This window comes from Streptomyces sp. NPDC002138, from assembly GCF_040296485.1.
GTDB lineage: Bacteria > Actinomycetota > Actinomycetes > Streptomycetales > Streptomycetaceae > Streptomyces.
The window spans coordinates 1-7,940 of record NZ_JBEOXE010000133.1 but is presented as its reverse complement, the minus strand read 5'-3'; the positions used below and the strand labels follow the sequence as shown (position 1 = coordinate 7,940).

At 76.0% G+C, this 7,940-nt stretch carries 6 protein-coding genes; 4 read left to right on the top strand and 2 right to left on the bottom strand.

Going from position 1 to position 7,940, the window contains the following annotated elements; genetic code table 11:
• Nucleotides 1–151: 151 nt before the first annotated feature.
• The 3 genes from ABT084_RS37460 to ABT084_RS37450 all read left to right on the top strand — a co-directional run bounded on the left by ABT084_RS37460 (nucleotide 152) and on the right by ABT084_RS37450 (nucleotide 3,909).
• The gene (locus ABT084_RS37460; protein ID WP_351054196.1) at nucleotides 152–1,258 is read left to right on the top strand and encodes a TIGR04222 domain-containing membrane protein; all 1,107 of its coding nucleotides are present in this window, start codon (nucleotides 152–154) and stop codon (nucleotides 1,256–1,258) included.
• 85 nt (nucleotides 1,259–1,343) lie between these two features.
• Nucleotides 1,344–2,129, top strand: coding sequence for a TIGR04222 domain-containing membrane protein (locus ABT084_RS37455; RefSeq protein ID WP_351054193.1), 786 nt, complete (start codon nucleotides 1,344–1,346; stop codon nucleotides 2,127–2,129).
• Between the two features lie 82 nt (nucleotides 2,130–2,211).
• Complete coding sequence (locus tag ABT084_RS37450; RefSeq protein ID WP_351054191.1) at nucleotides 2,212–3,909, top strand: alpha/beta hydrolase; 1,698 nt, start codon at nucleotides 2,212–2,214, stop codon at nucleotides 3,907–3,909.
• A gap of 112 nt (nucleotides 3,910–4,021) precedes the next feature.
• Here the strand turns inward: ABT084_RS37450 and hemQ are convergent, their stop codons facing one another.
• Together hemQ and hemG are read right to left on the bottom strand one after the other, a co-directional pair.
• The gene (gene hemQ / locus ABT084_RS37445) at nucleotides 4,022–4,735 is read right to left on the bottom strand and encodes a hydrogen peroxide-dependent heme synthase (RefSeq protein ID WP_351054188.1); all 714 of its coding nucleotides are present in this window, start codon (nucleotides 4,733–4,735) and stop codon (nucleotides 4,022–4,024) included.
• A gap of 23 nt (nucleotides 4,736–4,758) precedes the next feature.
• A complete protein-coding gene (hemG, locus tag ABT084_RS37440) occupies nucleotides 4,759–6,279 on the bottom strand; it encodes a protoporphyrinogen oxidase (RefSeq protein ID WP_351054198.1) in 1,521 nt (506 codons plus the stop codon).
• Between the two features lie 143 nt (nucleotides 6,280–6,422).
• On the opposite strand from hemG, the gene ABT084_RS37435 reads away from it, so the two are divergent.
• Nucleotides 6,423–7,808, top strand: coding sequence for an FAD-dependent oxidoreductase (locus ABT084_RS37435; protein WP_351054186.1), 1,386 nt, complete (start codon nucleotides 6,423–6,425; stop codon nucleotides 7,806–7,808).
• Nucleotides 7,809–7,940 lie beyond the last annotated feature (132 nt).

The window sequence follows — 7,940 nt, the reverse complement described above, 5'->3', positions numbered from 1 at the left end:
GGCCGCCGCGCCCCGCCGCGCCCGGCGCGGGACACCCGGCGCGGACGGCGCACACCGCGCACACCCCGCACGCCGGTCACACCCCGCACGCCGGTCACGCCCCGCACGCCGACCGCTCCGCGTCCGCCGCCGCGCCGACCGGGGGCGCGAGATGATCGGGCTCGCGGTCCTCGTGTGGGTGACCGTCCTCGTCTCCTCCTTCGCGCTGCACCTCGGGATCAGGCGGTTCCGCACCCGCCCGCCCGGTCCCGTGCCCCGGCTGCACGACCTCTCCGAGGCCGCCTTCCTCTCCGGCGGCCCGGGCCGGGTCGTCGACGCCGCGCTGGTCTCGCTGCTCTGCGACGGCCGGCTCGTCGTCGGCGGTCCCGGCATCGTCCACGCGCTGCCCGGGGTCCGGGCCCACGATCCCGCCGAACGGGCCGTGCTCCAGGCGCACTCCACGGCGCCCTCGGGGGCCCTGCACGTCCTGCGGTCGGCGGCGATGCGGGACCCGGCCGTCCAGGAGGTCGGGGACGCGCTCGCCGACCGCGGACTGATCGCGCTGCCCGGCACCGGCCGGGTGTGGCGGCGCTGGGGGAAGATCCAGGCCGTCGTCTGCGTGCTGGGCTTCCCGGCGGCGATCGCGCTGACCGTCCTGCAGTTCGCGGGCCCCGGGTACCACGGCTTCCAGCTGCCCTTCGTCGTCGAGGTGTTCCCGGTGCTGCTGGGCGGCGCTGTGGCCGGCGGGGTGGGCGCCTCCCGGGCCCTGGGCCGGATCACCACGGCCGGGCGCCGGGCGCTGATCCAGATCCGCGCCCTGTACGCGCGCGACCGGAGCGCGCCGGTCCAGGCCGCGCTGTTCGGGCTGGCGGGGGTCCGGGACCCGTACCTGCGGGCGCAGTTGCTGCCCGCCGCCCGGCTGGGCGCCGCCCGCGCCGCGGCCGCGCCCCACGGCTCCCGGAGTGCGCACGGCTCCCACGGGTCCGGCGGGTCCTCCCCCGACATCCTGCCCGTCGTGTGGTGTGCCGGGAGCGACGGCGGCGGAGCGAGCGGCTGCGGCGGAAGCTCCGGTTCGAGCTGCGCCGCTTCGGGGGCGAGCTGCGGATCGTCCGGTACGAGCGGCGGATCGGGTTCCTCCTGCGGTTCCACGGGGTCGAGTTGCGGCTCCGCTGCGTCCAGCTGCGGTTCGTCCGGGAGCAGTTGCGGGAGTTCCTCCAGCTGCTCGAGCGGTTCGAGTTGCAGCAGTTCGTCCGGTTCCAGCTGCTCCAGCAGTTCCTGACCCTTCATCACGAGCGCATCACGAGGTGTTCACGCCTCGGCACCATCCCCGGCCGACGGCTTCGACATCTTGTAGACATCGGGCCATGTTCTGGGTCCTGTTCCTGCTGACGGCCTGGGCCGGGGCGCTGCTGTCCTGCGCCCGCCTCCTGTGCGCCGCGGCCGACGGCGCGGAGCCCGCCCCCGGCGGCGCCACCGCGCACCACCACGACGCGCTGGACCTGTACGAGGCCGCCTACCTGGCGGGCGGCCCCCGGCGGGTCGCCGAGCTGACGCTGCTCTCCATGGAGCGCCAGCGGCGGCTGCTGCTGGCGCACACCGGGTGGGCGACCGTCGTCGACCCGGTGGGCCGCGATCCGCTGGAGTGGTCCGTGCTGGGGGCGTTCGGGCCCGACGGCCAGTGCCCGGTGGAGTCCGTCCGCTCCGCCGCGGCCGCGCACGAGGCCGTACGGGCGCTCGCCGACCGGCTCGGCGCGGCGGGCCTCGCCGCGCCCGAGGACGGCCCGGCCGGGATCGTCGCCGGGGTCGCGGCGGTCCGGGGGGCCACCGCCCTGATCCTCGCGATGGCCGCGGCCGCCCTCGCCGTACCCACCGGCGGCACGCCCGCCGCCCTGATCATGTGCTGGTTCGCCCTGCCGCTGATCCTCACGCTGGGCTGCCTGGCCATCGCCCGCTTCGAGTCCCACCCGTACTCCGCGTGGGCCTCCCCCGCCGGGCAGCGGCTGCTGACGGCGCTGGACCGCGAGCGCGGGCGCCGCGAGCCGCTCGCCGCCGTCGCCGTGCGCGGGGTCCGCGCCGTCCGGGACCCCGGCCTGCGGGCCGCGCTGTCCTGCGGCAATCGGGCGGCGCCCGCGCGGCAACGGAGGTACTGAGCGCGACACCCGGCGGCGATCCTGTACAACGGGCCCGCCCTGTCGTCCCATCGGCTGATCCGATGAGACGACAGGGGCCGCCATGCGGACGACGCTCACCCGCTACGGCGCCACCGCCGCGGTCCTCTCCCTCGCCCTGTGCGCCCCGGCGGCCCCGGCCCGCGCCGCCACCGGCCCGGGCACGGCGGCGGCGGCCCGCGCGGCCGGGACCACGGCCGGCGCTCCCGGGGGCGCCGCCGCCGAGACCCCCGCCGAGCGCGCCCGGCGCCTGGGGGCCGAGACCGTCGCCCGCCGGGCCGCCGCGCGCCGCCTGGACTTCGGCGCCTGCCCCGCGAGCGAGGGGCTGGCGGACCCGGTGCGCTGCGCCCTGCTGCGCGTACCGCTCGACTACGCCCGCCCCGACGGACCGCAGATCTCGCTGGCCGTCAGCCGGATCACCGCCACCGGCGACCGGGCCGCCCGCCAGGGCTCCCTCGTCCACAACCCGGGCGGCCCCGGCGCCTCCGGCATGTACTTCCCGCTCGTCGCGGACCTGCCGGAATGGAGTCGCGTCGCCGCCGCCTACGACCTGGTCGGCTACGCCCCGCGCGGGGTGGGCCGCTCGGCGCCCCTCTCCTGCCGGGCTCCGGGCGCGCGGCCCGAGGGGCCCACCCAGGTCCCGGAGCGGCCCTCGGCGGCGTACAAGAAGCAGCGGCGCGCGGCCGCCGAGGAGTACGCGCGCGGCTGCGCGCGCCGGGCGGGTGCGGCGCTGGAGCACTACACGACCCTGGACAACGTCCGGGACCTGTACGTGCTGCGCGCCGCGCTGGGCGACGAGCGGCTGAACTTCCTGGGCGCCTCGTACGGGACCTACCTCGGCGCGGTCTACGCGACCCTGTACCCGCGCCGGGTCCGGCGCTTGGTCTTCGACTCGGCGGTCGATCCGGACCCGCGGCGGATCTGGTACCGCGACAACCTCGACCAGTCACCCGCGTTCGAGCGGCGCTGGGCCGACTTCCGCGCCTGGGTGGCCCGCCACCACGACGTCTACCGGCTGGGCCGCACGGCCGAGGCGGTCCGCGCGAGCTACGAGAAGGTCCGGGCGGGGGTGGCCCGCGAGCCCGCGGGAGGCGTGGTCGGCACCGGTGAGCTGCAGGCGGCGTACCTGAAGGCGGCGTACTACGACGAGGTCTGGCCGCGGCGGGCGGCCGCGCTCAGCGCCTACCTGCGCGGGGATCCCGGGCCGTTGACGGAGCAGGCCGGGCCGGACCCGGCGGCGGCCGCGGAGAACGAGAACGCGCGGGCGGTCTACACGGCGGTGCTGTGCAACGACGCGGACTGGCCCGCGGACTGGGCGACCTGGGACCGCGACAACACCGAACTGGCCCGGACCGCCCCCTTCGAGACCTGGGCCAACGCCTTCCTGAACCTGCCGTGCGCCTCCTGGCCGGCCGCGGCCCGGCGGCAGCGGCCCGTGGCGGTGGGCGCGGGAGCCGCGGCGCTGCCCCGGACGCTCGTGGTGGCCGCGGAGCGGGACGGGGCGACCCCCTATCCGGGGGCCCTGGAACTCCAGCGGCGGCTCGGCCCCGAGGCGGCGCTGGTCACGGAGAGGGGGGCCGGTACCCACGGAGTGGTCGGCGGACGCAACGACTGCGTGGACCGTCATGTGGAACGGTATCTGCTGACAGGTGACACAGCGGGGTGGCGTGTCACGTGTGCGCCGCATCCGGAGCCCGCACCGGTGTCGCTGGACGACCGGGCAGCGGGCACCCGCAGGGTGCCGCTGCCGCCAGTCGTCTGAACTTCCGGGCGGGATCTCCGGCTGCGTCGATTCGGGGGCAGGGCCTCCCGATCCCCGGAGGCCGCGTCGGTCTGAACACGCGGCCTTCCGGTCCTTCCCCCCAGGGGAGGTATCAGGCGAGCCCGGCCACCAGATCGGCGACGGACTTGCGGCGTCCGGTGTAGAAGGGCACCTCTTCACGGACGTGCATGCGGGCTTCGGAGGCGCGCAGGTGACGCATGAGGTCGACGATGCGGTACAGCTCGTCGGCCTCGAAGGCCAGCAGCCACTCGTAGTCGCCGAGCGAGAAGGAGGCGACGGTGTTGGCGCGCACGTCGGGGTAGCCGCGGGCCATCATGCCGTGGTCCTTGAGCATGCGGCGACGGTCCTCGTCGGGCAGCAGGTACCAGTCGTAGCTGCGTACGAAGGGGTACACGCTGACGTAGTCGCGCGGGTTCTCGTCGGCCAGGAAGGCCGGGATGTGCGACTTGTTGAACTCGGCGGGACGGTGCAGCGCCATGTTCGACCACACCGGCTCCAGCGCGCGGCCCAGCTTGGTCCGGCGGAACAGGTTGTAGGCGGTCTGCAGCTCGTCCGAGGTCTCGGCGTGCCACCAGATCATGATGTCCGCGTCGGCGCGCAGGCCGGAGACGTCGTAACTGCCGCGGACGGTGATGTCCTTCGCCGCGAGCTGGTCGAACAGCTCCTGGACCTCGTCGGCGTAACCGGCGCGGTCCTCCGGGAGGACGTCCTTCAGCTTGAAGACGGACCACAGGGTGTAGCGAATGACCTCGTTGAGGTCCTTGGCCTTCTTCCCCGCGTTGGGAATCTTCTCTGGTGCAGTCATGTGCCTATTGTCCCGTGTCCTGATCAGTGCTCTGTGCCTGGGGTGCCGAACGCGCTCGCGGAGCCCGCCGCGACCGCGCCCGAGCGCCCCGCGGCCAGTGCCCCGGCCACCGCGTCGGCGGCCCGGTGCGCGCTCGCGACGCACGCCGGGATGCCCACGCCGTCGTACAGCGCGCCGCACACCGCGAGACCGGGCAGGGCCGCGACGGCCGTCCGGATCCGGGCGATCCGGTCCAGGTGCCCGACCGGGTACTGCGGCAGCCCGCCGTCCCAGCGGGTGACCGCGGAGGCCACCGGGCGGGCGGCCAGCCCCACGGCCTCGCCGAGGTCCGCGAGCGATACGCCGACCAGCTCGGCGTCCTCCCGCTCCAGGACCGCCTCGTCGCCGTGGCGGCCGACGGAGGTGCGCAGCAGGAACAGGTCCGGGTCGGCGCCCGACCAGGCCCACTTGTTGCTGGAGAAGGTGGAGGCCTTGATGGTGCGGCCGTCCACCGGGGGGACGAGGAAGCCGCTGCCGGTCAGCGTCGGCGGCAGCTCGGAGCGCCGGAACGCCAGGGTGACCAGCGCCATCGAGGCGTAGTCGACCCCGCGCAGCTCGGTCGCGGCCGCGGGCGCGAGGCGCTCCAGCAGGGCGGCCGAGGGGCCCGCAGGGGTGGCCAGGACCACGGCGTCGGCCTCGATGACCTCGGCCGGGGCGGAGCCGGAGCCGCCGGTCACCACGCGCCAGCCCGTCTCCGTGCGCAGCAGTTCGCCCACGGGCGCCCCGGTCAGGATCCGGGCTCCGGCGGCCCGGCAGGCGTCGGCGACGGCGAGCGGGAGGCGGCCGATGCCGCCCTCGATGCCCGCGAAGACGGGCCCGGCGTCCTGCGGGCGTTCGGCGGCCCGGCGCTGGATCTCGCGTACGCCGTCGCCGAGGCTGCGGTGGGTGCGGGCGGCCTCGAAGAGCTGGGGTACGGCGGCGCGCATCGAGATCCGGTAGGCGTCACCGGCGTAGACCCCGCCGAGCAGCGGTTCCACGAGCCGGTCGACGACCTCGCGGCCCAGCCGGGCGGCGACGTACGCGCCGACGGCCACGTCCTCGCCGGTCTCGGTGGGCGGGAGCTCCGCGTCGGCGGAGATCCGGGCGAGGCCCTCGGCGGAGAGGACGCCGGAGGCGGCCAGCAGGGCGAGGTCCCCGGGCACGCCCATGACGTGGCCGCGCGGCATCGGGCGCAGGGCGCCGCGGGTCCACAGGGCGGCGGTGGCGGTGGCGGGGGCCTGGAGGGCGTCGCCGAGGCCGACGGCGCGGGCCAGCTCGACGGCTTCGGGGCGGCGGGCGAGCACGGATTCGGCGCCGAGGTCGACGGGAAGCCCGGCGATCTCCCCGGCGTACAGCTTGCCGCCGAGCCGCGCGCCGGCCTCCAGCACGGTCACCCGCGCGCCGCCGGCGAGCAGCCGGTGGGCCGCCGCGAGTCCGGCGATGCCGCCGCCGATGACCACCGCGTGGCCGGCCCGGCCGGGGCCGCGCCGGTCGCCCGGGGCGCCCGTACGCCCGTCCGCACTCATGTCCGCTTCCTGCATGGACACATCGTCTCAGACCGATCACCGGCGCCCGACCCTGACCTGATGCGGTGGCCGGGGCGGACCGAACGGGCCTTCGGCCGTAGCGTGTTCCCGACCTGCACGACGGCGGAGGGACGGTAGGGACGATGGCTGCGACGGAACGACTGGTGGTGGTCGGCGGCGACGCGGCGGGCATGTCCGCCGCCTCCCAGGCGCGGCGGCTCAAGGGCCCGGCGGAGCTGGAGATCATCGCCTTCGAGCGGTCGCACTTCACGTCGTACTCCGCGTGCGGGATCCCGTACTGGATCGGCGGAGCGGTCGCCGGGCGGGACGAGCTGATCGCACGGACCCCGGAGGAGCACCGGGCACGCGGGATCGACCTGCGCACGCGGACCGAGGTGCTGGAGCTGGACGTGGCCGGGCAGCGGGTCCGCGCCCGGGATCTGGAATCGGGGTCCGAATCCTGGACCGGTTACGACCGCCTCGTCCTGGCGACCGGCGCCCGCCCGGTCCGCCCGCCGCTCCCCGGCATCGGCGCGCACGGGGTGCACGGCGTCCAGTCCCTGGACGACGGACAGCGCCTGATGGACACCCTGGAGCGTACGGACGTGCGCCGCGCGGTGGTGGTCGGCGCGGGCTACATCGGCGTGGAGATGGCGGAGGCCCTGGTCCTGCGGGGCTACGAGGTGACCGTCCTGCACCGGGGCGCGCAGCCGATGGCCACCCTGGACCCGGACATGGGCGGCCTGGTGCACCGGGCGATGAACGCGATGGGGATCACCACGGTGTCGGGGGCCGAGGTGACGAAGATCCTCACCGATGACGAGGGCCGCGCCCGGGCGGTGGCCACGGCGGCGGGCGAGGAGTACCCGGCGGACGTGGTGGTGCTCGGCATCGGCGTGGAACCGCGCACCGCGCTGGCCCGGGCGGCCGGGCTGCCGCTCGGGGAGTCGGGCGGGCTGCTGACGGACCTGTCGATGCGGGTCCGCGGGCACGGGAACATCTGGTCCGGCGGGGACTGCGTGGAGGTGCTCGACCTCGTGTCGGGGCGCACCCGGCACATCCCGCTGGGCACGCACGCCAACAAGCACGGCCAGGTCATCGGCTCGGGCGTGGGCGGCGGCTACGCGACCTTCCCCGGGGTGGTGGGGACGGCCGTGAGCAAGGTGTGCGACCTGGAGATCGCCCGTACGGGCCTGCGGGAGCGGGACGCGCGGGAGGTCGGGCTGCGGTTCGTGACCTCGACGATCGTCTCGACGAACACGGCCGGGTACTACCCGGGGGCGGCGGAGATGACGGTCAAGATGCTGGCCGAGCAGCGGACCGGGCGGCTGCTCGGCGTCCAGATCGTGGGCGGGGCGGGGGCCGCGAAGCGGGTGGACGTCGCGGCGGTGGCCTTGACGGCCGGTATGACGGTCGAGCAGGTCGTCTCGCTCGACCTGGGGTACGCCCCGCCGTTCTCTCCCGTGTGGGATCCGGTGCTGGTGGCGGCGCGCAAGGCGGTGTCCGCGGTGCGGGCGGCCGGGGTCTGACCGTCCCCACTCCGGGGCTCCGCCCCGGACCCCGCGCCTCCCGCGCGGATGGACCTTCGGGGGGAAGGCGGGGCGCGTGGTGGGTGACAAGATGCGGCCGTGACCTGTGATGATCCCACTGCCCTGCTGTCC

Bases quoted from the DNA above. Each gene is read 5' to 3' on its own strand.
- ABT084_RS37460 (WP_351054196.1), top strand. From the start codon at position 152: ATGATCGGGCTCGCGGTCCTCGTGTGGGTGACCGTCCTCGTCTCCTCC.
- ABT084_RS37455 (WP_351054193.1), top strand. From the start codon at position 1,344: ATGTTCTGGGTCCTGTTCCTGCTGACGGCCTGGGCCGGGGCGCTGCTG.
- ABT084_RS37450 (WP_351054191.1), top strand. From the start codon at position 2,212: ATGCGGACGACGCTCACCCGCTACGGCGCCACCGCCGCGGTCCTCTCC.
- hemQ (WP_351054188.1), bottom strand. From the start codon at position 4,735: ATGACTGCACCAGAGAAGATTCCCAACGCGGGGAAGAAGGCCAAGGAC.
- hemG (WP_351054198.1), bottom strand. From the start codon at position 6,279: ATGAGTGCGGACGGGCGTACGGGCGCCCCGGGCGACCGGCGCGGCCCC.
- ABT084_RS37435 (WP_351054186.1), top strand. From the start codon at position 6,423: ATGGCTGCGACGGAACGACTGGTGGTGGTCGGCGGCGACGCGGCGGGC.